Raw genomic sequence first — 23,975 nt, 5'->3', positions numbered from 1 at the left:
TCCCGCTGCCCCACCTGGTCCCACCTGTGTTGCCGTACGGTACGTGCTGACAGGGCGGACGTGGCAACTCTGGCACATCTTCCCAGGGCACGCGGACACGGGTCCGCTAGGAGGCATTCGCCCACCTCATCGGGGAGATGGTCTGCTTTGGGAAGGCATCACCGATGAGTGCCGATTGACACTCTTCGGTGACCCGTCGCCGGTTTTTCCATTATCTGTTCGGAGGCGGTCCGTCGATCGGACGGCCGAGCACCCCGGGGCGCCGCTGCCACGGGCGCGGCCCGGCCGGCGGCCGGTAGGCGACGCCCAAGGCGTCGAGCCGTGCGTAGTGGGCGGCCATCCGCCGCTCGAAGCCGGCGAAGTCCCGCTCCGCCGGGGCGGGCAGGCCGCTCCAGGCGACCTCGGCGAACGCGGCCAGCCGCGGGAAGGTCTGGTAGTCGACGCGCGCGGCGTCCTCCATCACCTCGGTCCACACGTTGGCCTGTGTGCCGAGCACGTGCCGGGACTCCTCCGGCGTCAACTCCCCGGGCACGGGCTCGAACCGGTAGACGTCCTCCAGGGTGCGCACGTACCCGATCGGCACCGGCTCGTCGGCGCCCGGGCCCTGCCGGTGGTCCAGGTACACCTGCTGCTCGGGGCACATGACGACGTCGTGCCCCGCGCGGGCCGCCGCGACGCCGCCCGCGTAGCCGCGCCAGGACGACACGGCGGCGCCCGGCGCGAGTCCGCCCTCCAGGATCTCGTCCCAGCCGATGAGCCGGCGCCCGCGCGCGGACAGCCACCGGTCGAAATGGCCGATGAACCAGGCCTGGAGGCCGTCCTCGTCCTTGAGGCCGAGTTCCCGGATGCGTTCCTGCGCGGCGGGCGAGTCGCGCCACTGGTCCTTGAGGCATTCGTCCCCGCCGACATGCACGAACTCGCCCGGGAACAGTTCCAGGACTTCCTCGAACACCCCCTCGTAGAAGCGCAGGGTGGTGTCGGTGGGGGCGAGTACGTTCGGGGAGATCCCCCAGGAGTCCCAGACGGAGAGGGCGGTGGTGTCGACGACGTCGGTGTTGCCGAGTTCCGGGTACGCGGCGATCGCGGCCTGCGAGTGCCCGGGCACGTCGATTTCCGGGACGACGGTGATATGCCGCTCGGCGGCGTACGCCACGATCTCGCGGATGTCGTCCTGGGTGTAGAAGCCACCGTGCGGCTTCTCCTCCCAGAGCGGGGAGGCGCGGTGGCCGAATTTGGTGCGCGTCCGCCAGGCACCGGTCTCGGTGAGCCGGGGGTACTTCCTGATCTCGACGCGCCAGCCCTGGTCGTCCGTCAGATGGAAGTGGAAGACGTTGAGTTTGTGGGCGGCCATCAGGTCCAGGTAGCGCAGGACGCCTTCCTTGGGCATGAAGTGCCGCGCCACGTCGAGCATGAGGCCGCGCCAGCGGAATCGGGGGGCGTCCTCGACGGTCCCGTGCGCGACGACGGGAAGGGCGCCGGACCGGACCGGGGCGCGGCGGAACGCCTCCGGGCCGAGGAGCTGACGCAGGGTCTGGGCGCCCCAGAAGACACCGGCGGCGTCGCCTCCCCGGATCTCGACGCCGCCGTCCGGGCCGGCGGTGAGCCGGTACGCCTCCGCTTCCAGGGTGTCGTCCAGGAGCAGCCTGATGGCGCCGCGCGCGTCCCGCGGCCCAGGTCGCAGGGGCAGGCCGAACGCCGCGCCGAGGGTGGCGCGCAGCCAGCGTTCCGTGGTGCCCGTGCCGTCGGCCGCCCACAGGGTGGTGTCCGCGCCGAGCGTGAGGGTGCCCTCCCTCGGGCCCTCGGTCGCGCGCGGTGCGGGAATCAGTTCCCTCGCGGAAGTCACGTCAGTCACGTCAGCCACGTCAGTCCTTTACCGCCCCGCCCAGCCCCGACACCAGTCGCCGCTGTACGAGGACGAAGAAGATCAGCACCGGAATCGTCATCACCGTGGACGCCGCCATCACGCCGCCCCAGTCCGGCTCGTCGGGCTTGTAGAAGACGAGCAGGGCCATCGGCAGGGTCGACTGGGAGGTGTCGCTGATGATGAACGACTTGGCGAACAGGAAGTCGTTCCAGGCGGAGATGAAGGAAAACACGCTCGTGGCCACGAGGCCCGGGAAGACCAGGGGGAAAAGGATCTGCCACAGGAATCGCGACCGGCTCGCGCCGTCCATGTAGGCGGCCTCCTCCAGGGCCTCCGGAACGGCCTTCACAAACCCTCGCAGCATCCAGATCGCGAAGGGCAGCGAGAAGGCGATATGGGGCAGGATCAGCGACCCGAGCGTGTTCAGCTGGCCGAAGTCCCGCATGAGGAAGAACAGGGGGATCGTCAGGGCCTCCACAGGCACCATCTGGGCCACCAGAAACATGATGAGCAGGGTGGTCCGGAAGCGGAACCGGAATCGCGTCACCGCGGTCGCGGCGAGAAACGCGATGAGCGCCGAGACGACCACGACCGTGCACGCGACGACGAGACTGTTGACGAAGTAGCGGCCGAATTCGTTCTGCTCGAAGACCCTCCGGAAGGAATCCAGGGAGGGCGACAGGGTCCATGGCCGTGGCTCGGTGGACTCGATCTCCCCGGCCGGTTTGAAGGCGCCGAGCACCATCCAGTACAGCGGGAAGGCGACCACCACGGCGATGAGCAGCGCGGTGGCCTCCGCGAGCAGCCGCCAGGGACGCCGTACGAGGCGCGTCGCGTTCATCGGCCTCACAGTTCCTCTCCCTGCCGGCGCAGCAGCCGCAGGTACGCGAGCGTGACCGCCAGCAGGATCAGCAGCATCACGACACCGATCGCCGAGCCCAGGCTGTACTGCGAGGACGCGAAGGCCTTCTGGTAGGCGTACACGTTCAGCACGAGGTTCTGGCCGGCGATGCCGCCGCCGTTGGTCATGACGTAGATCTGGGTGAAGACCTTGAAGTCCCAGATCACCGACTGGATGGTGACGACCACCAGGATCGGCCGCAGCATCGGCGCGAGGACCGAGCGCCAGATCCGCCACTGCGAGGCGCCGTCCAGGGCGGCCGCCTCCAGTACCTCGGCGGGGACGGCCCGGATCCCGGCGTAGACCGTCACCATCACGAACGGGAAGGAGCACCACACCACTTCGAGCAGCACCAGGAAGAAGGCGCTGAGGCGCCCGTACGTCCACGCGTGGTCGCCGAGCCCGAGCAGCCGGTTCACCGGCCCGAAGTCCGGGTCGAACAGGAACAGCCAGACCGTGGAGCCGGTGATGGCGGGGGTGGCCCAGGCCCCGAGCGCGGCCAGCATCAGCGCCAGCCGCGGCACGGCCCGCACCCGCGTCAGCAGCACGGCGAGCGCGCAGCCGGCGGCCAGCGTCGACAGGACGCAGGCCGCCGCGAAGGCGACGGTGGCGAGCAGCACCTGCCAGAACTGCTCGTCGGAGAACAGCTCCGCGTAGTTCCCGAACCCCTGGAAGGTGGTCGGCTCGCCGCCGCTCACCTGGGCCTGGGTGTACTCGAAGAAGGAGATCAGGCCGAGCTGGTAGACGGGGTAGACGAGCAGTGCGCCGATGACGACGAGGGCGGGTGCCAGATAGAGCCAGGGTGTCGTGCTCCGCGGGCGGCGGGCCCGCGGCCGGGCGGGCGCTGTCATCCGGCGGAGCCGAACGCCGCGTCCATCTTCTTCGCCGCGTCGCGCGAGGCCCCGGCGACGTCCTTCTTGCCGCTGACGACCTCCTGGAACATGGTCGGCAGGACCAGCGACGAGTCGATCTGGGCCCAGGCGGGCGAGGCGGGCACGAACTTGGTCCCGGCGGCCAGCGTCTCGACGAACGGCTTCACGTACGGCTTCTTCGCCGCGGCCTGCCGGCGCACGTCGGCGAAGGTGGGCAGGAAGCCCATCGCCTCGAACATCGACTCCTGGGTGTCCTTCGCGGCCAGCCGCTCCATCAGCTCGACGGCCAGCGTGCGGTGGGACGTGCTCTTCAGGACGCCGATGTTGTTGCCGCCCGCGAACGCGGGTGCGACCGAGCCGGCCTTCACGCCGGGCAGGGGCACGACGGCGTACTTGCCCTTGACCTTGCCGGCCTCGACCGCGGCGTGGCTGAAGTCGCCGCCGATGGCCATGCCCGCCTTGCCCGCGGCGAACGCGGTGACGGTGTCGTTGCCGCCCATGCCGGCGCACTTGGCAGCGGGACAGTTGTCGTCGGAGAAGAGGGAGGTGTAGGCCTTGATGCCCTTCTGGGCCTGGGCGCTGTCGATGGCGGAGGCGTACGAGCCGCCCTTGCCCTCGGCGAGCTCCCCGCCGTTGGCCCACACGAACGGCATGGCGCCGTAGGTGTAGGCGCCGCCGACCACCAGGCCGTACAACTCGGGCCTCCCGGCGCGGATCTTGCGGGCGGTGGTGGCCAACTCGTCCATCGTCTTCGGCACTTGCAGACCGAGCTCGTCGAGGACGTCGGTGCGGTAGTACAGGGCACGGACGCCGACGTAGAAGGGCGCGCCGTAGACCTTGCCGTCGACGGTGACGGACTGGCGGGCGGTGGGGTCGGTGTCCTTCGCCTCGTCCCAGTCGGTGAACTCCTTCGTGACGTCGAGGAGTCCGCCGTCCTTCACGTAGCCGGCGGTGTCGGTGTTGCCGTACTCCATGAGGTCCGGGGCGGACTTGGGGTCGTTGAAGGCGGCCTTGACGCGCTGGGCGCGGGTCTCGACGGGGATGTACTCGACGTCGACCTTCGTGCCCTCGTGTTCCTTCTCGAAGCCGGCGACGACCGCGTCGACGACCTTCTCCTTGGGCTTGTTGCCGACCTCCTGGAAGAGCCAGACCCGCAGGGTGCCGGTCTTCTCGTCCTTGTCGGAGGAGGAGTCGCCGGTGGTCTGGGGGCGCAGGCGGAGACGATCAGGGTGGCGGCCGCGAGGGCCGTGGCCCCGAGGACACGGGCAGCCGGCTTCCGGGTGTTCATGGCACTCCTCCGATGAGGCGTTGCATCATGTGCAATGACGGTTTCGCTGTGCACAACACCGGGAGGCTAGGGAGTTCATGAACACGACCACAAGAGGTCTCAACCACTCTGTGACCGGGGGACGCACTCCGTGCAACGCCCGGGCAGCGCAAAGGCCCCCAAGGTGCGCGAAACACACCTGGGGGCCTGGGTCACGCCGGCCCGGGGGAGGACGGTTCTACTTGTCGCCCTTGCCCTTGCCCTTGTCGTCGCCACCGGCGCCCATGGACTCGTAGATCTCCTTGCACATGGGACACACGGGATACTTCTTGGGATCACGGCCGGGCACCCAGACCTTGCCGCAGAGCGCCACGACGGGGGTACCGTCGAGGGCGCTCGCCATGATCTTGTCCTTCTGGACGTAGTGGGCGAAGCGCTCGTGGTCACCGTCGCCGTGGGAAGTCTGCGGCGTGGGCTCGACGAGGGTCCCCGTACCAGTCCCGCGCTCGGGCTCGAGAGTGCTCATACCGCCAAGGGTACTGAAGCGCACAGCCATCAGTTGAGCGAAGGGTCGTCCGGATACGTGGCCACCATCGCGAGCTCGTTGCGCTGGCGGCGCAGCACCTCCCGCCACAGCCGCTCCGGCGCCGGGGACGACACGTCGCCGGGCTCGGACTCGACGACGTACCAGGCGCCGTCGACCAGTTCGTCCTCCAGCTGGCCGGGGCCCCAGCCGGCGTACCCGGCGAAGATCCGCAGCGAGCCGAGGGCCGAGGCCAGCAGCTCCGGCGGCGCCTCCAGGTCCACCAGGCCGATCGCGCCGTGCACCCGGCGCCAGCCCAGCGGCGCGCTCTCCCCGGCCGCGTCGCCCGGGATCACGGCGACGCCGAGCGCCGAGTCCAGCGACACCGGGCCCCCCTGGAAGACGACACCGGGCTCACCGGTCAGATCCGCCCAGCCCTCCAGGATGTCGCCGACGTCGACGGGGGTCGGCCGGTTGAGGACGACGCCGAGGGAGCCCTCCTCGTCGTGGTCGAGAAGGAGCACCACCGCTCGGTCGAAGTTCGGGTCCGCCAGGGCGGGCGTGGCCACGAGCAGCCGCCCTGTGAGCGAGGACACCTCGGTCATGCCAGACATGATCCCGCATCTTCGCCCCGTATGGGGAGGCAACGCCGCTTCGCGGGGGAGCGCGGCAGGCGCGGGAGGAGCGTCCTGGTGGGGCCGGGGACGGCGGGGCCCGTGGGACACGGGGGCCTGCCCCGGCGCGCGGGCCAGGACGGTGACCGCCCGTGCCCGGCGCGGAACCGTTCGTGTTGTGACACGACTATGACGTTGCTGAGCCCCGCTCGGGCTTACTCGAGGGGGGTGCGCGACGATTACCCTTTCCCTTCTGGCCCCTGCCCGACTCATCGGAACGCGAGATACATGACCGTCAACGGCAATGACGATGTACTGCTTGTCCACGGCGGAACCCCGCTCGAGGGCGAGATCCGTGTCCGCGGTGCGAAGAACCTCGTACCGAAGGCCATGGTCGCCGCCCTCCTGGGCAGTGGCCCCAGCCGACTGCGCAACGTCCCGGACATCCGGGACGTCCGGGTCGTACGCGGCCTGCTCCAACTGCACGGTGTCACGGTCCGCCCGGGCGAGGAGCCCGGTGAGTTGGTGATGGACCCGACGTACGTGGAGAGCGCGAACGTCGCTGACATCGATGCCCACGCGGGCTCGAGCCGCATCCCGATCCTGTTCTGCGGCCCCCTGCTGCACCGCCTCGGCCACGCCTTCATCCCCGGCCTCGGCGGCTGCGACATCGGCGGCCGGCCCATCGATTTCCACTTCGACGTGCTGCGGCAGTTCGGCGCGCGGATCGAGAAGCGGGCCGACGGGCAGTACCTGGAGGCCCCGCAGCGGCTGCGCGGCACCAAGATCCGCCTGCCGTACCCGTCCGTCGGCGCCACCGAGCAGGTGCTGCTGACGGCCGTCCTCGCGGAGGGCGTCACCGAGCTCTCGAACGCGGCCGTCGAGCCGGAGATCGAGGACCTCATCTGCGTCCTGCAGAAGATGGGCGCCATCATCGCGATGGACACCGACCGCACCATCCGCATCACCGGTGTGGACAAGCTCGACGGCTACGCCCACCGCGCCCTGCCGGACCGCCTGGAGGCCGCGTCCTGGGCGTCGGCGGCGCTCGCGACCGAGGGCAACATCTACGTCCGCGGCGCGCAGCAGCGTTCGATGATGACGTTCCTCAACACCTACCGGAAGGTGGGCGGGGCCTTCGAGATCGACGACGAGGGCATCCGTTTCTGGCACCCGGGCGGCCAGTTGAAGTCCACCGTGCTGGAGACCGACGTGCACCCGGGCTTCCAGACCGACTGGCAGCAGCCCCTGGTGGTCGCGCTGACGCAGGCGACGGGCCTGTCCATCATCCATGAGACGGTCTACGAGTCCCGGCTCGGCTTCACGTCCGCCCTGAACCAGATGGGCGCGCACATCCAGCTGTACCGCGAGTGCCTGGGCGGCTCCGCCTGCCGCTTCGGCCAGCGCAACTTCCTGCACTCCGCCGTCGTCTCGGGCCCCACCAAGCTCCAGGGCGCCGATCTGGTCATCCCCGACCTGCGCGGCGGCTTCTCCTACCTCATCGCCGCGCTGGCGGCCCAGGGCACGTCCCGGGTCCACGGCATCGAACTGATCAACCGCGGCTACGAGAACTTCATGGAGAAGCTGGGCGAGCTGGGCGCGAAGGTCGAACTCCCGGGCAAGGCTCTCGGCTGACGTTCCGCATGGCGAAGGGGCGGTCACCCGGTTCCGGGTGACCGCCCCTTCGGCGTCTCTCGCTCGAAGCGGAGCGCTTACTTGCCCTTGGCGGCTTCCTTGAGCTTGGAGCCCGCGGAGACCTTCACGCTGTAGCCGGCGGGGATCTGGATCGGGTCGCCGGTCTGCGGGTTGCGGGCGGTGCGAGCGGCACGGTGGGTGCGCTCGAAGGTCAGGAAGCCAGGGATGGTGACCTTCTCGTCGCCCTTGGCGACGACCTCGCCGACGATCTCGGCGAACGCGGCCAGCACGGCGTCGGCGTCCTTGCGGGTCACCTCGGCGCGGTCGGCCAGCGCGGCCACCAGCTCACTGCGGTTCATGTTGTTACTCCCGTGTTCAATTGCCTTGAGGCGTGCCACGCGGCGGAGCCGCATGTCGGGCACAGCGGTGTCGATGCTGCCAGGGTCCTCGGTCGGTCCCCGGACCGGGTCCGTGGCCAGACCCTCGCGCCCAGGGACGCATCCTGCCCCTACCTGCGGCGGTAAAGCCAATCCGGCACCCGGAGGAGTCGTGAGAACACCCTTGGGAGTCACACGAAGAGAGGGCCTGAGCCTGGCCGTCACGATAAACGGCGAAAACAGGGCTCAGGTTCCGCGACGCGCCGTCACAAGGGCTTGCCGTGGCGATCCTCACAGCCCGGTCACATGTGCCGGTTACCCCGCAGCAGGGCCGTTACGCCCCCTGGGAGGCGGTCGCCGCCTTCGCGGCCTCGCGGACCGCGCCGGCGACGGCACCCGCCACCTTGTCGTTGAAGACGCTGGGGACGATGTAGTTCGGGTTGAGCTCGTCCTCGGTCACCACGTCCGCCAGGGCCTTCGCGGCCGCGAGCATCATGTCCGTGTTGACGGTGCGGGACTGCGCGTCCAGCAGACCGCGGAACACACCCGGGAAGACCAGCACGTTGTTGATCTGGTTCGGGAAGTCCGAGCGGCCCGTGGCCACAACTGCGGCCGTCTGACGGGCGATTGCCGGGTCGACCTCGGGGTCCGGGTTCGCGAGCGCGAACACGATCGCGCCCTCGGCCATGGCGGCCACGTCGTCCCCGTCGAGCACGTTCGGGGCCGAGACGCCGATGAAGACGTCGGCGCCGCGCACGGCCTCCTTCAGGGTGCCGGTCAGGTTCTCCGGGTTGGTGTTGTCGGCGATCCAGCGCAGCGGCGAGTCCGCGGGAGCCTGCCGCAGGTCCTCACGGCCCGTGTGCACGACACCGTGGATGTCGGCCACGACCGCGTTCTTCACCCCGGCCGCCAGCAGCAGCTTCAGGATCGCCGTGCCCGCGGCGCCGGCGCCGGACATCACGACGCGGATGTTCTCGATCGCCCTGCCCGTCACCCGGAGCGCGTTGGTCAGCGCCGCCAGGACGACGATCGCCGTGCCGTGCTGGTCGTCGTGGAAGACCGGGATGTCCAGGGCCTCACGCAGCCGCGCCTCGATCTCGAAGCAGCGCGGCGCGGAGATGTCCTCCAGGTTGATGCCCGCGAAGCCGGGGGCGATCGCCTTGACGATCTCCACGATCGCGTCGGTGTCCTGGGTGTCCAGGCAGATCGGCCAGGCGTCGATGCCCGCGAACCGCTTGAACAGGGCCGCCTTGCCCTCCATGACCGGCAGCGCGGCCTTGGGGCCGATGTTGCCCAGACCCAGGACGGCGGAGCCGTCGGTGACGACCGCGACGGAGTTGCGCTTGATGGTCAGGCGGCGGGCGTCCTCGGGGTTCTCGGCGATCGCCATGCAGACCCGGGCCACTCCGGGCGTGTAGATCATGGACAGGTCGTCACGGTTGCGGATGGGGTGCTTGGACGCCATCTCGATCTTGCCGCCGAGGTGCATCAGGAACGTACGGTCGGAGACCTTGCCGAGCGTGACGCCCTCGATCTGGCGGAGCTGCTCGACGATCTCCTCGGCGTGCGCGGTGGAGGTCGCGGCGATGGTGACGTCGATCTGGAGCTTCTCGTGCCCGGACGCGGTCACGTCGAGGCCGGTCACCGAGCCTCCGTGGGACTCCACGGCCGTGGTGAGCTGGGAGACCGCGGTTCCGCTCGCGGGCACCTCCAGCCGGACCGTCATCGAGTAGGAGACGCTGGGCGCCGTTGCCATGGCCGACTTCCTCTGCTTTCACCGTTTAGCTGCGATCTGCCGTCCGATCGTCGCACCTACCGTCGAGTAGGAGTTAGCCGGGCTTACATTGCGAACGTATTGTTCGCCACGTCTTCCATGAGAAGAGGCCCGCGTCACCTTCGTGACGCGGGCCTCTGCCCTACGTAGGTGACACCGACCCGCCATGCTCGCCTCGCGGCAAGTGGTCGCTCGTAGCGACGAAGGTTGGGCCCGGGGGCTTGGATCGAGCCGGTGTCACGTCCAGGCTAACAAACGGATGCCGTGAGGCCATTCCCTCCGGCGGTGTTCCTTCTCATCAGTCCCTCAGCAGGTCCGGGATCCCGGCGGCGTCCGGCTCGTCGCGCTCCGCCGACACGACCGTGAGCTGCTGGGTCGCGCGGGTCAGCGCCACGTACAGCACGCGCAGCCCGGCCGGGGACTCGTCGGCGATCTCCGCCGGGGAGACCACCACCGTGGCGTCGTACTCCAGCCCCTTGGCCTCCAGGCTGCCGAGCGCGACGACCCGGTCGCCCAGCCCGGCCAGCCAGCGGGCCGCCTCCTCGCGCCGCTGCATGGCGACGACGACGCCGACCGTGCCGTCGACCTGGTCCAGCAGCCGGGCCGCCTCCTCGCGGACCGTCCCGGCGAGGGTGTCCTCCACGACCGAGAAGCGGGGCCGTACGCCGGTCGAACGCACCGCCGACGGGGAGGTGGAGCCCGGCATGGCGAGGGCGAGCACCTTCGCGGCGAGCTCGGCGATCTCGGCGGGGTTGCGGTAGTTCACGGTGAGCTGGAAGCGGCGGCGGGGCCGGCTGCCCAGTGCCTCGTCGCGCGCCTCGGCGGCTTCGTCCGGGTCGGACCAGGAGGACTGGGCCGGGTCGCCGACGACCGTCCACGTGGCGTGCCGGCCGCGGCGGCCGACCATGCGCCACTGCATCGGCGTGAGGTCCTGGGCCTCGTCGACGATGACGTGCGCGTACTCGGTGCGTTCGGCGGCCAGCCGCTCGGCGCGCTCGCGCTGCGACTCCTCGCGCCCCGGCATCAGCTCCTCCAGCCCGGTGAGCTGGTCGAGCGGGTCCAGCTCGCGCTTGCGGCGCGGTCGGGCCGGGGTGCCGAGGATCGCCTGGAGCTCGTCCAGCAGGGCGATGTCGTGCACGGACAGGCCGTCGCGGCGCAGCGAGCGGGCGACCTTGCGGACCTCGCCGGAGTTGAGGACCCGGCGGGCCCAGCGGCCGAGCCGGCGCTCGTCGGCCATCGCCGCGAGGACGGCGGCCGGGGTGAGCTCCGGCCACCAGGCGTCCAGGAACGAGATGAAGCTGTCCTCCGAGGTCACGTCCTCGTCGAAGGAGGAGCGCAGCTCGGCGGCGAGCTCGGGGTCGCTGTGCCGCTTGGCGCCGCCGGACTGCTCCCACAGGGCGTCGAGCAGCAACCTGCGGGCGCGCGGGCGCAGCAGGTTCACCGGGGCCGTCCCGCCGAGGGCGGTGCGCCGGACGCGGTCGAGGGCGTCGGCCTCCAGCTCCAGCCGGCGCCCGAAGGCGACCACGCGCAGCCGGGTCGGGGGTCCGGCGGGCACCTGGGCGGGGTCGTCGCCGAACGCGAGCTGCCCGCCGCGGTTCCCGCCCCGCGCGCGGGCGCCCGGTCCCAGCTCCAGCGCGCCGCGCGCCGCCTTCCGCAGGACCGTGAGCATGCGGTACGAGCCCTTGGCACGGGCCGTGGCCGGGGAGTCGTACAGCGTGGCCTCGGCACCGTCGACGAGGGAGCCGATCGCGCGGATGGCGACCTGGCCCTCCTCGCCGAGCGACGGGAGCACGCCCTCGGTGTACGCGACCAGCAGCGGGGTCGGCGAGACGATGAGGATGCCGCCCGCGTACCGGCGCCGGTCCTGGTAGAGCAGGTAGGCGGCGCGGTGCAGGGCGACGGCCGTCTTGCCGGTGCCGGGGCCGCCCTCGACGTAGGTGACGGAGGCGGCGGGGGCGCGGATGACCAGGTCCTGCTCGGCCTGGATGGACGCCACGATGTCCCGCATGGTGTGGCCGCGGGCCTGCCCGAGGGCGGCCATGAGGGCGCCGTCGCCGATGACGGGCAGCTCGCGCCCGTCGAGGTACGCCGTGAGCTCGGGGCGCATCAGGTCGTCCTCGACGCCGAGGACCTTGCGGCCCTTGGAGCGGATGACCCGGCGCCGTACGACCCGGCCGGGGTCGACCGGCGTGGAGCGGTAGAAGGGCGCGGCGGCCGGGGCCCGCCAGTCGATGACCAGCGGGGCGTAGTCCTGGTCGAGCACGCCGATGCGGCCGATGTGCAGGGTCTCGGCGACGTCGGCGGTGTTGTCGTCGCGGACCGCGCCCTCGGCGGGCTCGACCGCGGTGTAGGCGCCGTCGGGCCCCTTCTTGCCGTCCTTGCCGAGGAGCAGGTCGATCCGGCCGAAGAGGAAGTCCTCGAACTCGTTGTTGAGCCGATTGAGGTGGACGCCGGCCCGGAAGACCTGCGCGTCGCGTTCGGCGAGCGCTCCGGGTGTGCCGACCTGGCCGCGCTGGGCCGCGTCGTTCATGAGGAACTCCGCCTCGTGGATCTTCTCCTCGAGGCGTCGGTACACCCGGTCCAGGTGTTCCTGTTCGACGCCGATCTCTCGGTCTCGCAGGGAGTCGAGCGCACTGTCCTGCGCCTGAGCGGCCACCGGGCCCCCTTCTGACGTGCTGGGCAGCCGTCAACCGTACGCGAAGGGGGGCCGGTGGCGCTACGACAGGCCCTACACGTCGACCTGGACGAGCTTGTTCCCGTCGAAGTCGATGATCTCGACGTGGTCGATCTTGTCCGGGGACATGGCGACGCCGCCGCTGACGTAGAGCGGGTTCCTGGCCTGTTCGGTCTTCGCGTCCGGGAGGCCGTAGCCCCACTTCGGCACGGCCCAGGAGGCCGCCGTCTCGCGCGCGCCGTCCTTGCTCACGAAGACCATGGAGCACTTCAGCGGGCCCTTGACGCCCTTGAGCTCCAGGCCGGTCTCGGTGCCCCACAGCTTCTCGGACAGGGCGACCGTCGCGGTGACGCCGGTCGACGAGTCGGTGCCCGTGACCTTGTCCTCGATGCCGGTGAAGAGCTCCTTGGCGGGGTTGGCCGCCTGCACGGTCCGGTTCCCCTCGGTGCCGCCGCCTCCGCTGTCGCCGTTCGTCGCGACGGCCACGACGGGTCCGCCGATGATCAGCGCGGCGGCCGCGGCCACCAGGTAGAAGCCGCGCCGGCGCTTCTGGGCGCGGCGCTCGGCGACCTCGTCGACCAGCTTGTTCACCAGGCGCGGGCTGGGCTTGGCCGACAGCGAGTCGCCGATGGCGGTTGTGCCGGCACCGGGCAGGTCCGCGAGGGCGGCCAGCATCGGTTCCATTCCGGCGAGTTCGTCCAGCTGCTGGGCGCACCATTCGCAGGTGGCCAGATGAGCCTCGAAAGCGGTTGCCTCGGCGTCGTCGAGAATCCCGAGGGCGTAGGCGCCGACGGTCTCGTGCTCGCTCGGGCCCGGTCGTCCCTGCGTGGGGCTCATGGACCCAGACATACCCGAACCACCCATGCCGAATCCCTGGTTTCCCCCGTATCCGCTCATCACGCCGTCACCCCCCGCTCCTCCAGAGCCAGCTTCATCGACCGCAGGGCGTAGAAAACCCTTGAGCGGACGGTGCCGCTGGGTATGCCCAGGGTCTCGGCCGCCTCATTGACCGTACGCCCCTTGAAGTACGTCTCGACGAGCACCTCCCGGTGGGCGGGGGTCAGGTCGTCGAGCGCGTCCGACAGCGTCATCAACCACAGCGCCTTGTCGATCTCGTCCTCCGCGGGGATGACCTCCAGCGGCGACGGATCGACCTCCTGCGGCCGGGCCTGCCGGCTGCGGTGGCCGTCGATGACGATGCGCCGGGCGACCGTCACCAGCCAGGGGCGTACCGATCCGGTCGCTCGATTGAGCTGTCCGGCGTTCTTCCAGGCACGGATGAGCGTCTCCTGCACGACGTCCTCTGCTCGTTGCCGATCACCGGCGACCAGACGGAGGACATACGCAAGGAGGGGTCCGGCGTGCTCTCTGTACAGCGCACGCATCAGCTCCTCATCAGGTTCCGAGGGCTGGGACATGCGATGTCGGGCCCTCGATCCACGTTCATTGGCCACGACGGAATCCTTGCGCACGCCCACCTCCGATGTCCGGGGGTTCCCCCAGTCGGTCGCTCGACCACCCGTACGCAGACGGCGGGTTGCGTGTTCAAAGTGAGGCGACAGTTTTCTTCGGAGTGACGTGACGAGCGGGACATGGCGCCACATTCCCACCGTGCGATCTTTACATATCCGTCACATCGGCAAGATCATCTCCACGCTTCCCTACGGTGGCGTAGGTAAACAACGTGTAATCGAAATCACGTCGACGGCCGTGCCGTACAAGGGGCATAACGGGCGGTCAGGTCCGCGCGAGGGCCGCGCGGCGGCGGTGCCGGGCCACTCTTTCGCGGTTCCCGCAGACCTCGCTGGAGCACCAGCGCCTCCGGCGGCCCCGCGAGGTGTCGAGGTACACGAGGGGGCAGTTGTCCCCTTCGCACTCCCGCAGGCCGGCCCGCGCGACGGGATCGGTGAGCAGCTCCAGCACGTCCCGCGCGAGGGCGCCGAGCAACTCCGCGCACTCGGGCGGCCGCTCCAGCCGCCGCACCAGCGTGCCGTCCCCGCACCGCACGGCCCGCGGGGCGGGCGGCGCGGCTCGGGCCAGGTCGTTCACCCGCTCGAGCGCCCTGTCGTACGGCGGCCGGGGCGCCGCCGCGGTCAGCGCCCCGCGCACCAACGGGTCGACGCAGGCGCGTACTTCACGGAATCCGGCCACCCAGGAGGCGTCGGCGTGGCCCAGCGGGGTGTGCGGCGGCACGAGACCGGACTCGGTGATCCACGCGCACAGCACCTCGACGGAGACGAACCGTTCACAGGGGTGCGCGGTCGCGAGAAGGTCGAGGCTGATCCGGCCCGCGCCGAAACGCGGGTCGTACGCGGCCGTGGCCGTACCCGGTGCCATGTGCCTGTCACCGCCTAGGGGTCACCGTCCCCGGGCGGTGGGGGGCGGTGGATGCGTGGAGGGGCTGGGGAACCGTTCCCTCCCACAGTGCCCGCCGACGCCCGGGTCCGGAACCCCTCGTGCCGGGTCCGGAACCCCTCGTACCGAGGCGGGCGCACACCCAGCCCGTCCGGCGCTTGAGGACGAGGCCCCTTCAGGGCCGACAGCGGGGTCCGGGGGCGGCAGCCCCCGAGACGGCGACCTGTACGCCGGGTACGGCCCGGCCCCGGGAACCGAAACGCCCTCACTCGCCCCCATACTTCGCGTCCGCCGCCGGATCCAGCGCCAGCCGGTATCCCCGTTTCACCACCGTCTGGATCAGCTTCGGCGCCCCCAGCGCCGTACGCAGCCGGGCCATCGCCGTCTCCACGGCGTGCTCGTCCCGTCCGGCGCCGGGCAGCGCGCGCAGCAGGTCGGCGCGGGCCACCACCCAGCCCGGCCGCCGGGCCAGCGCCCGCAGCAGGGACATCCCGGCCGGCGGCACCGACCGCAGCTCCCCGTCCACCAGCACCGCGTGGCCGCGGATCTCCACCCGGTGCCCGGCGATCGGCAACGTCCGCGCACGGCGGGGCAGTTCCCGGCAGAGCAACTGCACCAGCGGGCCGAGGCGGAAGCGTTCGGGCTGCATGGTGTCGATCCCCCGCGCCTGCAACGGCAGCGCGGTCACCGGGCCCACGCAGGCCGGCAGGACGTCGTGCCCGAGCGCCGCCACCAGTTCCGGGAGCAGTCCGCGCTCCTCGGCGCGCGTCAGCAGCGACGCGGCGGCCGGGGCGCTGGTGAAGGTCACCGTGTCCAGGGAACGGGAGACGGCCGCGTCCAGCAGCCGGTCGACGGGTCCGATGTCCACGGGCGGCAGCCACCGGTACACGGGCACCCCGAGCACCTCCGCCCCGCCCGCCCTGAGCGCCTCCACGAAGCCGGGCAGCGGCTCGCCGTGCAGCTGGACGGCGATCCGGCGGCCGTCGACGCCCTCCTCCAACAGCCGGTCCAGCACCTCGGCCATGGACTCGCTGGACGGCGACCACTCCTCGGTCAGTCCGGCCGCCCGCACCGCGCCCTTCACCTTGGGCCCGCGCGCGAGCAGTTCCACCCCGCGCAGCCGGTTCAGCAGGTCCTCGCCGAGGCCCCAGCCGTCGGCGGCCTCGATCCAGCCCCGGAAGCCGATCGCGGTCGTGGCGACCACGACGTCCGGGTGCCGCTGGATGATCTCCTTGGTGGCGGCGAGCAGTTCGCTGTCGTCGGAGAGCGGCACGATGCGCAGCGCGGGGGCGTGCACGACGGCGGCGCCGCGCCGCTGGAGCAGCGCCCCGAGCTCGTCGGCACGGCGCGCGGCGGTGACGCCCACGGTGAACCCGGCGAGGGGTCCCTGTTCGGGTTGCTGCTGTTCGTCGTACATAACTCTCGTTCCGCACTCGAGTCGTGGTACCTGCGCCGGACGCCCGCACGGGCGCGCCCGCATGCCGGGCGAGCCTGTCAACGGTGCGTGACAGGCTCGGTTCGGCCGCGTGTCAGCGGTGTTACGTCACACCTCGGCGTAGCTGAGCTGCGGCTTCGTCTCCATCGTCGAAGCCGTGGGGGCCGCCGCGGGCGCCGGGCGGTGAAGGTATACGGCCCAGGTGACGGCGAAGCAGAGGCCGTAGAAGGCGAGGAAGGCGACGAAGGCGCCGGTGCCGGAGCCCACCGAGAGGAAGGACTGCCGGAAGGCCAGATTGATGCCGAGGCCGCCGAGGGCGCCCACCGCGCCGATGAGCCCCATGGAGGCGCCGGAGAGCCGGCGGCCGTAGGCGGCGGCCGCCTCGCCCTCCAGGCCCCGGGCAAGGGCCTTGGCGTGGAAGATGCCGGGGATCATCTTGAACGTCGAGCCGTTGCCGAGCCCGGACAGGACGAACAGGGCGATGAACGCGGCGGTGAACAGCGGCAGGGACTCGCGCACCGACGCCACGACGACGACGCCGGTCGCGGCGGCCATGCCGACGTAGTTCCACAGCGTGATCCGCGCGCCGCCGAAGCGGTCGGCGAGCGCGCCGCCGACGGGGCGGATCAGGGAGCCCAGCAGCGGGCCGACGAAGGTGACGTAGGCGGCCTGCAGGGGCGTGCGGCCGAACTGCGTCTGCAGGACCAGGCCGAAGGCGAAGCTGTAGCCGATGAACGAGCCGAAGGTGCCGATGTAGAGGAAGGACATGATCCAGGTGTGGGGGTCCTTCGCGGCGTCCTTGGCGGCACCGGTGTCGTTGCGGACGGAGGAGATGCTGTCCATCCTCAGCCAGGCGAGGACGGCGGCGACCACGATGAACGGGATGTAGACGCCGAGCAGCAGACGCGGGCCGCCGCCGGCGCCGATCACGGCGAGACCGACCAACTGCACGACGGGGACGCCGACGTTGCCGCCGCCGGCGTTCAGCCCGAGCGCCCAGCCCTTCCTCCGCAGCGGGAAGAAGGCGTTGATGTTGGTCATGCTGGAGGCGAAGTTGCCGCCGCCGACGCCGGCCAGCATCGCGCAGATCAGGAAGGCGGTGAAGGAGGTCCCCGGCTCCATCACCACGAACGCGGCGACCGTGGGCACCAGCAGCAGGCTCGCCGAGACCACCGTCCACATCCGGCCGCCGAAGACGGCGACGGCGAAGGTGTAGGGGACGCGGGCGACGGCGCCGACCAGGGTGGCCATCGAGACGATGGTGAACTTGTCGGCCGGGGTGAGGCCGTACTCCGGTCCCATGAACAGCACCATCACGGACCACAGGGTCCAGATCGAGAACCCGATGTGCTCGGAGAGCACGGAGAAGAGGAGGTTGCGGCGGGCGATCCGCTCCCCGGTGGTGTTCCAGAAGGTCTCGTCCTCGGGGTCCCAGCGGTCGATCCAGCGGCCTCCCCTGCTCGCGACGGGGGCAGTGCTCGGGGCTGTCATGGCGCCTCCACGGTCTTCGGGCTCGGTCGCCTGCGAGTGGCTGGTCCCGAAGGTAGGGAGGGCGCGTTTCCGGGCTGTGGCACCCGGTGACCGGCAAGGAACGTTGCTCTCACCCGCCGGCCGGGGCGGATGAGAGGTCCCGCCGCCCGGGCCCGGACGGCCCGGTCAGGGGTGCTGCGGGGGCTGCCAGTGAGGGTTCTGCTGCGGGTAGGGCGGCTGCTGGCCGTACGGCTGGGGCTGCGGGGGCTGCTGGGGCGGCTGACCATACGGCTGCTGCGGTTGACCGTATGGCGACTGCGGCTGCCCGTACGGCTGCTCCGGCTGAGCGTAGGGCGCTTGTGAGGGCGCGCCGTACGGGCCCGGGGCGGGCTGCTGCCCGTACGGGCCCGGAGCGGCCGGCTGGGCGGGCTGGGCGGGGTAGGGGCCGGGTGCGGCGGGCTGGGCGTACGCAGCCGGCGCCGGGGCCTGCTGCCCGTATCCGCCGGGGACGCCCGGCGCGGCGGCCGGCGCCTGGTGGCCGTACGGCCCGCTCGCGCCGAACGGGTTGCCGTGTCCGGGGAGGTGGCCACTCGCGGGCAGGTACCGCAGGCGGCCCGTCTCGTCCCGCACCGGCGTGAAGCCGGCGGCCTGGAGCCGCGCGGCGAACTTGGCGTTCCGCTTGCGGGTGACGACGACGCCGACGCCGAGCAGCGCCATGAGCCCCACCCAGCTGAGGACGGCGAAGAGGACGGAGTCGCCCTCCACGTCCGCCTTCAGGGCGGCGACGAGGAAGCTGAGCGTGATACAGCCGGCCACCCAGTACATGCGCTTCTCGACATGCCGGCCGGTGAGGTCGAAGTTGATGCGTGCCTTGAGCAGTTCGTGCGCGTCGGGCACGAGCGGCGGCACGGACACGCCGTCACCGGCGTCCGGGTACCGCGCCCAGTTCTGCGCGGCCCGGGCGCGGGCCTGCGGGCTGGGGTCCGGCGCGATCAGCATCACGAGGGCGTTGTTGCGCCCGCCCTGCCGGACGTCCAGGTACTCGTAGCCGAACTGCTGGGCGACGAAGGCGAGATAGGCGAGCTTCTTCACCGAGGCCATGGGGCTCGTGAACTCCACCGGCTGACCGCTCGCGATCAACCGCAGCATCTTCTGGACCTGCCGCTTGCTCACCAGGCACCCACTCCCCCACCGGCCCACCCGGCGACCCCGTCCACCACCGCGACCCGGCCAGTCTTCCACGGGGGTCCGACATCGAGGACGGCGGACCTGCGGGGACGGGGGTTCGCGGGGGCGGACGGGGGCGGTGTCATCTGCGGCGCCGGCCGCCGTGGCCGCCGTCGCCGGACGCGGCGGCCTTCCTCTTCGTGCCGTTCGGCCACAGGCGCGGGCTGCGCTTGGCGGCGATGTCCTCGACCCAGCCGACGGCCACGACGGCCAGCCCTATCAGCGGCCAGACCAGGAAGAACATCCAGATCATGTACGTGGAGTCGAGGGCGGCCGAGGCCCGCTCGCTCTCCATGAACGGCAGGTTGTACAGCTGGTCCAGGATCGGGACCGTGGCCATGATCAGGAGGTTGTGCCAGAGGTAGATCGTGACCGCGCGGTTGTTGGACAGCGTGACCAGCTTGTCCCAGCGGGCGAGCCTGCCCGGCAGTTCCTGCCAGGACGGGGAGTACTGGAGCAGGATCACGACGAATCCGAAGGACCAGGTCGCCTGGGAGAGCGGGATGTCGTTGAGGTCCCAGCCGTCCGGGCCGAGGTGGCCCGAGGCCCACCACAGCCCGAAGGCCATGACGAGCGAGGCGCAGGAAACGGCCACGTAGCGCGGGATCCTGGCGAGCAGGCCCTCGTGGTGGGCGAAGCCCAGCACCCAGCAGCCGCCGTAGACGGCGAAGTCGGAGATCGCGTTGCCGGTCTCGCCGGGGATCGTCACGACGCCCGTGCCCACGACGGCCGTCAGGGCGAGCGGGGCCAGCAGGGTCGGCCACGGGGCCCGGCGGAACGCCCACAGCAGCAGCGGGGACGCCACGACGAACCACAGGTAGGCCCGCAGGTACCAGAGCACGCCGGCCGCCTGCACCGCCCAGGTGTTCTCCAGCAGCCCGGACTCGGAGCCGAGCTGCCACGGGTACGGCGGGGCGCCGACCGGGACGAGGTAGTTGAACAGGTCGACGACGGCCCACAGACCGCCGCCCAGGTCCGGGTCCTTCGTCGGGTTCCAGCCGCCGGCGAACATCATCGTCAGCACGACCGCGCTGAACACCCACAGCGGCGGCAGCAGACGCCGGACCCGGCTCTTGATCACGCCCCACGCCGGGCGGTTCAGGGAGCGCGCCATGAGCGAGCCCGCCAGCGCGAACATCACGCCCATGGACGGGAACAGCACCGTCAGCCAGGCCCAGCCGAAAAGGTGGTACGCGACGACGCGGACGAGCGCGATGGAGCGCAGCAGGTCCAGATAGCGGTCGCGGCCCGGCTTCTTCGGCGCGGCGGCCGGCGCGGCTTCGGGGGCCGGCGCGGGGGCGGCGGGCTCGGGTACGACGGCGGTGGCCGTCGGCTCGACGCCGTCCGGGTGCCCGTACGGGCCGGGGTACGGCTCCGTCCGCCATGCCAGGTCGTTCTGCCAGGCGGGGTCGTTCTGCCAGGCGGGCTCCGGTGCCCCGGGCCCGGCCGCTCCGGGCCCCATGGGCTGGTATCCGTGTGTCATCCCACCGGCCTCCGATCGCCGTCACGTGTGCCCGCCGAACGCTGCGACGGCACGGGGCCGCCGGGTGCCTCCACCACGCCGGTGCGGCGCAGCTTCTGCCAGCGCAGGCGGCCGCCGGTGAGGGCCGTGATCCAGGACTGGAGCAGGACGACGTACATCAGCTGGCGGTAGAGGATCTGCTGGAGCGGGAGCGAGATCAGGTGCGTCATGCGCTCCTTGTCGAGCCGGAAGGCGTAGGCGGCGCAGACCAGTTGGATCGCGAGGACGCCCAGCCAGGCGACGACGGTCTTCTGCGTCGGGCCGAAGACCAGGCCGTAGATCAGGAAGACGTCGATGAGCGGGGCGAGCAGCGGCGCCAGGACCATGAAGAGCGACACCAGGGGCAGGCCGACCCGGCCGAAGCGGCCCGAGGGTCCCTTCTCCACGAGGGCGCGGCGGTGCTTCCAGATCGCCTGCATGGTGCCGTACGACCAGCGGTAGCGCTGGGACCACAGCTGCTGGACGGACTCCGGCGCCTCGGTCCAGGCGCGTGCGTTCTCGGCGTAGACGACGCGCCATCCGTCCCGGTGCATCGCCATGGTGATGTCGGTGTCCTCGGCGAGCGTGTCGTCGCTCATGCCGCCGACCCGCTCCAGCGCCGACCGCCGGAAGGCGCCGACGGCGCCCGGAATGGTCGGCATGCAGCGCAGGATGTCGTACATACGGCGGTCGAGGTTGAAGCCCATCACGTATTCGATGTGCTGCCAGGCGCCGATGAGGGAGTCGCGGTTGCCCACCTTCGCGTTTCCGGCGACGGCGCCGACGCGCGGGTCGCCGAAGGGCTGGACGAGTTCGCGGACCGTGGCCGGCTCGAAGACGGTGTCCCCGTCCATCATCACGATGATGTCGTAACTGGCGTTCGCCAGACCACGGTTGAGCGCGGCGGGCTTGCCCGCGTTGAGCTGGCGGACGACCCTGACGTTCGGCAGCCGCATGGCCTCGACGATGCGGGCCGTGCCGTCGCTGGACCCGTCGTCGACGACGATCACCTCGATGGGGTGCTCGCTCGCCATGAGGGAACGCACCGTGTTCTCGATGCACTTGGCCTCGTTGTACGCGGGGACGAGCACCGAGACCGGTTCGGTGACGGCCGGGCCCCAGCGGAAGCCCTTGCGGCGCACCCTGCGCGCGTGGACGCCCGACAGCAGCAGCATCAGCACGAAGCGGCTGATGACCAGGAAGCCGATCACCGCGAGGCCGACGACCAGTACGGACGTGATGTTGTCCGACGCCCGGACGAGGAAGACCCAGGCCTTGCCCTTCCACAGGTCGAGCCCGGTGACCTGGCTGTGGGCGCTGGGCGCGCCGAGCGCCTCGGTGAGGTTGCCGAACTTGTAGCCCTCGGCCTGCAGGTCCGGCAGGAACCGGTCGAGCGCCTGCACCGTCTGGTGCCGGTCGCCGCCGGAGTCGTGCATCAGGACGATGGCGCCCTTGCCGCCCTTGGGGGTGGCGCGGCGGATGATCTCGTCGACGCCGGGCTTCTGCCAGTCCTCGCTGTCGGTGTTGTTGACGACGGTGAGGTAGCCGCGCTGGCCGATGTACTCGGTGATCGGCCAGGACTCGTTGTCCATGGCGTCGGCGAACGACGAGTACGGCGGCCGGAACAGGGACGTGCGGATGCCCGCGGCGCCGGTGATCGCGAGCTGGTTCTGGGACAGCTCCCAGTCGATGCGCTTCTTCGACTGGTAGGACAGGTCGGGGTGGTTGAAGGTGTGCAGGCCGACCTCGTGGCCCTCCTCGACCATGCGCCGGACCAGGTCCGGGTAGCGCGAGGTCATGGTGCCGGTGACGAAGAAGACGGCGTGGGCGTGGTGCTTCTTGAGCACGTCCAGGACCTTGGGGGTCCACTCCGGGTCGGGGCCGTCGTCGAAGGTGAGGACCAGGCGGTGGTCGCGCAGGCTCAGGGTCTCGGCGCGGCCGCCGCGGGTGTCGATGACGGGCCCGCCCTCGATGATCTTCTCCGGGACCTTGTCGGAGGCGGCCTCGGGCCGGATCCGGTGGTCGGCCAGGATCTCGCTGTGGACGTAGCCCCGCAGCATCAGCATCGCCATCAGGGCGACGAGGACGAGGCAGGGCAGCAGCAGGCGCATGGGCACGCGGCGGCGGCGCGGGGCGGCGCCGCGGGCGCGGTGTTCGGGTGCGTGGCGACGCGAGGAGCCGCCGCGGGCTCCGTGCTCGGCCCCACGGCGGCGGGTGCGGGATGCCATCAGAAGGTGTTCTCCGGGAACGGGGCGGCGGGAGCGGAGGCGGCGCCTCCGGGCTCCAGCGCGACGGGTTCGGGGTTGCTCGGGCCGTGGGCGACCGTCCCCGTGCCGGGGTCTTCGGTGGTCGTGGGGTCGGTCGGCTCCGTGGTGGTGCCGCCGCCGTCCGTCGGGCTCGGTGCGGGGTGGTCGGTGACCGGGTTCGTGGGCGTCTGCCGGTCGGGCGTCGGGTTGGTGCCGGGGTTGGACGTCCCCTTGGTGTTGCCCGGCTTCGGCTCGCCGGAGCCGACCGGGTCCTGGGCGTCCGCGGACGCGCCGGGCGCGGTGCCGCCGGTGCCGGGCAGCAGGCTCTCGCCGGCGGACGCGGACGGGGAGGCGCCCGGAGAGACGTCCGCGATCTCGGAGGGCGCCGTCACCGACTCGGCCGGCAGCGGCGAGGTGTCGACCTGACCGGCGGGCTTCTCCCGGGGGCCCTCGACGGGCAGCCAGGGCGCGTCGGAGTTCCCGGACAGCAGGGTGGCGACGATGACCACGGCGTAGACCGCGCAGGCCAGGGCGACGGCCATGCCGAGCCGACGGAAGCGGCGGCTGCGGCGGCCCGTCTCGTCGACGAACACCGGTCCGTCGGAGCCCTCGGGGGTGCCGGGGGCGTCCTTGGCGGCGCGCAGCATGCCGTCGAGCTGGAGCCCTATGCCGTCGAGCTGGACGGTGACCTCGTGCGGGTCGTGGGTGGCGCCGGGGCCCCCGGGGCCCGCCGCCTGCTCGTGCTCGGCCCACGGGTCGCGCACGGGTGCGGTGCGGGGGCCGCCGGCCGCGAACGGGTCGGTGTGGCCGGCCACGTGCCGGGGCGGTCCCGCCGGTCTTCCGACGCCGGGCAGGACCGCGGTCTCGTCGCCGGACGCGGCGGGAACGCCGCGCAGGATCTCCGTCTTGTCGGCGTCCGTCGAGGCACGCCTGCCACCCTGGAGTATGTCCGTCTCCCTCGCCTCGGTCCGGGAGCGCGGACCCCGACCCGGGAGCCCGGTCTCCCCGGTCGCCGGGAATGCCTGGGTGTCGACCCCGGCACCCCCCGCGGAAGAACTGCCCACCGACCGGTACGCGGCCTGGGGCCACTCCGGTTGGGCGTCTTCTCGCCACTTCTTCACGCGCACGCACATCCCCCCACGGGACCGTTCCGGGTGCGCACACGACTCCGAGCACTCGTCGCCGTGCCGAGCCCCCACCCGGCCGAGCGCCCCCCTTTATCACACTGTGCTCAGGCGAA

Annotated in this window: 18 protein-coding genes and 1 pseudogene; 1 reads left to right on the top strand and 18 read right to left on the bottom strand. The window is 71.4% G+C overall.

Going from position 1 to position 23,975, the window contains the following annotated elements; genetic code table 11:
- Positions 1–211: 211 nt before the first annotated feature.
- The 6 genes and pseudogenes from ACFRAC_RS00545 to ACFRAC_RS00520 all read right to left on the bottom strand — a co-directional run bounded on the left by ACFRAC_RS00545 (position 212) and on the right by ACFRAC_RS00520 (position 6,032).
- The gene (locus ACFRAC_RS00545) at positions 212–1,843 is read right to left on the bottom strand and encodes a beta-N-acetylhexosaminidase (protein ID WP_382919891.1); all 1,632 of its coding nucleotides are present in this window, start codon (positions 1,841–1,843) and stop codon (positions 212–214) included.
- Between the two features lie 19 nt (positions 1,844–1,862).
- The gene (locus tag ACFRAC_RS00540; RefSeq protein ID WP_151784256.1) at positions 1,863–2,705 is read right to left on the bottom strand and encodes a carbohydrate ABC transporter permease; all 843 of its coding nucleotides are present in this window, start codon (positions 2,703–2,705) and stop codon (positions 1,863–1,865) included.
- Positions 2,706–2,710: 5 nt separating this feature from the next.
- Positions 2,711–3,616 carry a carbohydrate ABC transporter permease gene (locus ACFRAC_RS00535; protein ID WP_382919145.1) on the bottom strand — a complete coding sequence of 302 codons (906 nt, stop codon included), beginning with the start codon at positions 3,614–3,616 and terminating at the stop codon, positions 2,711–2,713.
- A pseudogene (locus ACFRAC_RS00530) lies at positions 3,613–4,925 on the bottom strand (extracellular solute-binding protein). The gene ACFRAC_RS00535 and the pseudogene ACFRAC_RS00530 overlap by 4 nt, the downstream one beginning before the upstream one ends.
- 217 nt (positions 4,926–5,142) lie before the next feature.
- Entirely contained in the window at positions 5,143–5,430 is a 288-nt protein-coding gene (locus tag ACFRAC_RS00525; protein WP_019754409.1) for a DUF3039 domain-containing protein, read from the bottom strand.
- Between the two features lie 29 nt (positions 5,431–5,459).
- Complete coding sequence (locus ACFRAC_RS00520) at positions 5,460–6,032, bottom strand: YqgE/AlgH family protein (RefSeq protein WP_382919142.1); 573 nt, start codon at positions 6,030–6,032, stop codon at positions 5,460–5,462.
- A 297-nt stretch (positions 6,033–6,329) separates the two neighbouring features.
- On the opposite strand from ACFRAC_RS00520, the gene murA reads away from it, so the two are divergent.
- Entirely contained in the window at positions 6,330–7,676 is a 1,347-nt protein-coding gene (murA, locus tag ACFRAC_RS00515) for a UDP-N-acetylglucosamine 1-carboxyvinyltransferase (protein WP_382919140.1), read from the top strand.
- Positions 7,677–7,753: 77 nt separating this feature from the next.
- Here the strand turns inward: murA and ACFRAC_RS00510 are convergent, their stop codons facing one another.
- The 12 genes from ACFRAC_RS00510 to ACFRAC_RS00455 form a co-directional block, all read right to left on the bottom strand.
- Positions 7,754–8,035, bottom strand: coding sequence for an HU family DNA-binding protein (locus ACFRAC_RS00510; protein WP_361338481.1), 282 nt, complete (start codon positions 8,033–8,035; stop codon positions 7,754–7,756).
- A gap of 352 nt (positions 8,036–8,387) precedes the next feature.
- Positions 8,388–9,809 carry an NAD-dependent malic enzyme gene (locus tag ACFRAC_RS00505; RefSeq protein ID WP_382919137.1) on the bottom strand — a complete coding sequence of 474 codons (1,422 nt, stop codon included), beginning with the start codon at positions 9,807–9,809 and terminating at the stop codon, positions 8,388–8,390.
- Positions 9,810–10,125: 316 nt separating this feature from the next.
- Positions 10,126–12,483, bottom strand: coding sequence for a HelD family protein (locus tag ACFRAC_RS00500; RefSeq protein ID WP_382919135.1), 2,358 nt, complete (start codon positions 12,481–12,483; stop codon positions 10,126–10,128).
- A gap of 72 nt (positions 12,484–12,555) precedes the next feature.
- Positions 12,556–13,338 carry a zf-HC2 domain-containing protein gene (locus ACFRAC_RS00495; protein WP_382919133.1) on the bottom strand — a complete coding sequence of 261 codons (783 nt, stop codon included), beginning with the start codon at positions 13,336–13,338 and terminating at the stop codon, positions 12,556–12,558.
- 59 nt (positions 13,339–13,397) lie between these two features.
- The gene (locus ACFRAC_RS00490; RefSeq protein WP_010039908.1) at positions 13,398–13,919 is read right to left on the bottom strand and encodes a sigma-70 family RNA polymerase sigma factor; all 522 of its coding nucleotides are present in this window, start codon (positions 13,917–13,919) and stop codon (positions 13,398–13,400) included.
- Positions 13,920–14,238: 319 nt separating this feature from the next.
- Positions 14,239–14,838: a CGNR zinc finger domain-containing protein gene (locus ACFRAC_RS00485; RefSeq protein WP_382919131.1), complete on the bottom strand. Its 600-nt coding sequence runs from the start codon at positions 14,836–14,838 to the stop codon at positions 14,239–14,241.
- Positions 14,839–15,121: 283 nt separating this feature from the next.
- The gene (locus tag ACFRAC_RS00480) at positions 15,122–16,273 is read right to left on the bottom strand and encodes a uroporphyrinogen-III synthase (protein WP_382919129.1); all 1,152 of its coding nucleotides are present in this window, start codon (positions 16,271–16,273) and stop codon (positions 15,122–15,124) included.
- A gap of 126 nt (positions 16,274–16,399) precedes the next feature.
- The gene (locus tag ACFRAC_RS00475; protein WP_382919127.1) at positions 16,400–17,782 is read right to left on the bottom strand and encodes a nitrate/nitrite transporter; all 1,383 of its coding nucleotides are present in this window, start codon (positions 17,780–17,782) and stop codon (positions 16,400–16,402) included.
- Between the two features lie 165 nt (positions 17,783–17,947).
- Complete coding sequence (locus tag ACFRAC_RS00470) at positions 17,948–18,934, bottom strand: hypothetical protein (RefSeq protein WP_382919125.1); 987 nt, start codon at positions 18,932–18,934, stop codon at positions 17,948–17,950.
- Between the two features lie 136 nt (positions 18,935–19,070).
- A complete protein-coding gene (locus ACFRAC_RS00465) occupies positions 19,071–20,471 on the bottom strand; it encodes an acyltransferase (protein WP_382919123.1) in 1,401 nt (466 codons plus the stop codon).
- Complete coding sequence (locus ACFRAC_RS00460) at positions 20,468–22,717, bottom strand: glycosyltransferase (RefSeq protein ID WP_382919121.1); 2,250 nt, start codon at positions 22,715–22,717, stop codon at positions 20,468–20,470. The genes ACFRAC_RS00465 and ACFRAC_RS00460 overlap by 4 nt, the downstream gene beginning before the upstream one ends.
- The gene (locus ACFRAC_RS00455) at positions 22,717–23,856 is read right to left on the bottom strand and encodes a hypothetical protein (RefSeq protein WP_382919119.1); all 1,140 of its coding nucleotides are present in this window, start codon (positions 23,854–23,856) and stop codon (positions 22,717–22,719) included. The genes ACFRAC_RS00460 and ACFRAC_RS00455 overlap by 1 nt, the downstream gene beginning before the upstream one ends.
- Positions 23,857–23,975 lie beyond the last annotated feature (119 nt).

It is taken from the genome of Streptomyces sp. NPDC056628, from assembly GCF_042792555.1.
Classification (GTDB): Bacteria; Actinomycetota; Actinomycetes; order Streptomycetales; family Streptomycetaceae; genus Streptomyces.
Note: the sequence above shows the minus strand (reverse complement) of the source record. Positions and strands in the feature narration are given on the sequence as shown.

Coding starts and splice junctions, on each gene's coding strand:
- ACFRAC_RS00510 (WP_361338481.1), bottom strand. CDS start 8,035: ATGAACCGCAGTGAGCTGGTGGCCGCGCTGGCCGACCGCGCCGAGGTG.
- ACFRAC_RS00535 (WP_382919145.1), bottom strand. CDS start 3,616: ATGACAGCGCCCGCCCGGCCGCGGGCCCGCCGCCCGCGGAGCACGACA.
- ACFRAC_RS00490 (WP_010039908.1), bottom strand. CDS start 13,919: ATGTCCCAGCCCTCGGAACCTGATGAGGAGCTGATGCGTGCGCTGTAC.
- ACFRAC_RS00460 (WP_382919121.1), bottom strand. CDS start 22,717: ATGGCATCCCGCACCCGCCGCCGTGGGGCCGAGCACGGAGCCCGCGGC.
- ACFRAC_RS00465 (WP_382919123.1), bottom strand. CDS start 20,471: ATGACACACGGATACCAGCCCATGGGGCCCGGAGCGGCCGGGCCCGGG.
- ACFRAC_RS00525 (WP_019754409.1), bottom strand. CDS start 5,430: ATGAGCACTCTCGAGCCCGAGCGCGGGACTGGTACGGGGACCCTCGTC.
- ACFRAC_RS00540 (WP_151784256.1), bottom strand. CDS start 2,705: ATGAACGCGACGCGCCTCGTACGGCGTCCCTGGCGGCTGCTCGCGGAG.
- ACFRAC_RS00475 (WP_382919127.1), bottom strand. CDS start 17,782: ATGACAGCCCCGAGCACTGCCCCCGTCGCGAGCAGGGGAGGCCGCTGG.
- ACFRAC_RS00495 (WP_382919133.1), bottom strand. CDS start 13,338: ATGAGCCCCACGCAGGGACGACCGGGCCCGAGCGAGCACGAGACCGTC.
- ACFRAC_RS00505 (WP_382919137.1), bottom strand. CDS start 9,809: ATGGCAACGGCGCCCAGCGTCTCCTACTCGATGACGGTCCGGCTGGAG.
- ACFRAC_RS00520 (WP_382919142.1), bottom strand. CDS start 6,032: ATGACCGAGGTGTCCTCGCTCACAGGGCGGCTGCTCGTGGCCACGCCC.
- ACFRAC_RS00480 (WP_382919129.1), bottom strand. CDS start 16,273: ATGTACGACGAACAGCAGCAACCCGAACAGGGACCCCTCGCCGGGTTC.
- murA (WP_382919140.1), top strand. CDS start 6,330: ATGACCGTCAACGGCAATGACGATGTACTGCTTGTCCACGGCGGAACC.
- ACFRAC_RS00485 (WP_382919131.1), bottom strand. CDS start 14,838: ATGGCACCGGGTACGGCCACGGCCGCGTACGACCCGCGTTTCGGCGCG.